Origin of the sequence: Geminicoccus harenae, from assembly GCF_019800005.1 — a bacterium.
Classification (GTDB): Bacteria; Pseudomonadota; Alphaproteobacteria; order Geminicoccales; family Geminicoccaceae; genus Geminicoccus; species Geminicoccus harenae.
The window spans coordinates 1-1,315 of the sequence record NZ_JABGCL010000155.1 but is presented as its reverse complement, the minus strand read 5'-3'; the positions used below and the strand labels follow the sequence as shown (position 1 = coordinate 1,315).

Below are 1,315 nucleotides of genomic sequence, written 5' to 3'. Positions count from 1 at the left end.
GCTCAGCCCAGGCACGAATTCTTCAGGCAGGTGGCTATCCTCAAGCGGATGACGCGCCGGTGGACGAAGTCGCGATAGAGACGGGATTCAGAACCCAGGACCGCCAGACTCTGGATGCACCGAGCCGCTTCAGGCGCAGGCAAGTACCTTTAGGATGTAGGCCTCTCTAGTCGGCAATTGCGCCAGTAGAGCGCCACGAATATTGGAAGGAATAGTGCAATCTGCGTTAGAAGATTTGTAATATCGAAAGGATTATATATGCTCAATGCACCACTAATGCCGCTATAGAAGCTTGTAGATCTTGCAAATGCGCCAACTACTGCAGCTACATTTGCCATCACGGCCAAGACAAGCCATGCACTAGCAAACCACGTAAGTATCTTATTCATCAGGTCCTCCGTCCTCGCCTTCATCCACATAATTGCGCTTAGGCGCAGGTTCTTTCGTTGATCGACTAGTCTCGATCAGGCGATGGATGGCTTTCTGAGCCCCACACCTAGTCCGCCGCCGATTGGATGATCGCCGGATGCGGGTCTCCACGCGAGATCCCCTCATGGGAGCCTGTAGGCTCCTGGTACGAGCGCGACGTGACGCTGGTGGATCTCAAGCCGTAGTTGAAGTGCAAGGAGTATGGCGGGGGGTATGGGCTCCTCCAAATGTCCGGTGCGTCACTTTGGTTACCACCTTTTAAGAATGTATTGGTGATAGTTGACAGCTTCGGCCGTAGAACATTGTCCGGCGCAACATTTACAGGAGCTGGTGCGATGATCTTGACCGCATCCAAGCCTCGACACCATACGGCGTACGCTCGGCTAATTTGGCTGCTGCGCCTGCGCGTGGTGCTCACGATCGCCGGCTTCGTCGTCGGAGTTGTCCTGGGCGTCCTGATCGGAGCCACGATCGAGAATGCGCAGCTCGTTTTGAGCGACGGTGAGGTCTTCGGCTTTATCGTCATCGTCGCTGTCTGCACCGGCCTTCCCTGGCTGCTCATGAGGCCGATCATCGAGCGCCAGCGAGACTGGCCCGACTGAGAACGCCGCCTCGCTGGCGCTGGTCCGCCGCCTGAACGGCCGGCTCGCCTCGCCTCAAGGCGCTCATGTCGAATTTTGAGCGTATCCGGAGAGATCTCATACGCTACATCGTCTACATTATTGCGCCAGACCCGCTTGCTCCTGGCAGGCGGCGCCCTAGGTAGGGAACTCATTCAGGTCCATGCTGAGGCGACGGCGACGAGTGCGAGGGCGGCCAGGTAGTTCCGGGCGAGGCGGTCGTAGCGGGTGGCGATGCGCCGCCAGTTCTTGAGCCGGCAAAACAG

1 protein-coding gene and 1 pseudogene are annotated in these 1,315 nt (G+C 57.6%); one reads left to right on the top strand and one right to left on the bottom strand.

Annotation, left to right across the window (positions count from 1 at the left end):
- Window positions 1-764: 764 nt before the first annotated feature.
- Complete coding sequence (locus tag HLA95_RS27355) at window positions 765-1,031, top strand: hypothetical protein (RefSeq protein ID WP_191062435.1); 267 nt, start codon at window positions 765-767, stop codon at window positions 1,029-1,031.
- Window positions 1,032-1,204: 173 nt separating this feature from the next.
- Here HLA95_RS27355 and HLA95_RS27350 read toward each other — a convergent pair.
- A pseudogene (locus tag HLA95_RS27350) lies at window positions 1,205-1,315 on the bottom strand (IS5/IS1182 family transposase); the annotation flags it as partial.